This is a genomic window from Bizionia gelidisalsuginis (assembly GCF_008086185.1).
GTDB classification, from domain to species: Bacteria; Bacteroidota; Bacteroidia; order Flavobacteriales; family Flavobacteriaceae; genus Bizionia; species Bizionia saleffrena.
This window is the reverse complement of sequence record NZ_VSKN01000115.1, coordinates 1-527: the sequence shown is the minus strand read 5'-3', so window position 1 is coordinate 527 and position 527 is coordinate 1. Positions and strand designations below refer to the sequence as shown.

The 527-nt window shown below is 41.6% G+C and carries 1 protein-coding gene; it reads right to left on the bottom strand.

The features are described 5' to 3' along the window. On the bottom strand, positions 1–527 hold a 527-nt coding region (locus ES677_RS15220), incomplete at both ends, for a biotin/lipoyl-containing protein (protein ID WP_317130618.1).

Below are 527 nucleotides of genomic sequence, written 5' to 3'. Positions count from 1 at the left end.
ATTATAGCCCCTTCTTGTGTTACGTATTTTAAAGTTCCTTCAGTTGGAGCAAAAACGGAAAGTTCTATATTCTTACTGCTTTCTAACACAGCAATTTTCTCTCCTTCTTTTACCAAGCTTCCTTCCGCAGCCAACCAACTTTTTACCAGATAGTCTTCGTCTGTGATTATATCCCGGCGTGGAAGGGGTATGTTTTCATGCGACGTGTAAACCACCGGATCATAAATTCCTATAGCGGAAAAAGCATCCCAGAACAAAACGGCGCCCAACACATCTACAGCTGGTTGCACTTTGCTATTAAATATTTCGGTTATAGACTTTGCTGGAATGGTAAATGTCTTGGAAACAGAATTTCCGTTAGCATCACTAATAATTACGGAATGCTCCATCCCTTCTATCAAACCGACAGATTCTGCCACAACTAAAGGCGTGTTTACGTTACTCCATTTGTAGTGATAGGGAGGGTGTCCGCCTTTTATCGCGACCCGTGCAACACCATTATTAATTTCGGAAGAAGGATTGAATAG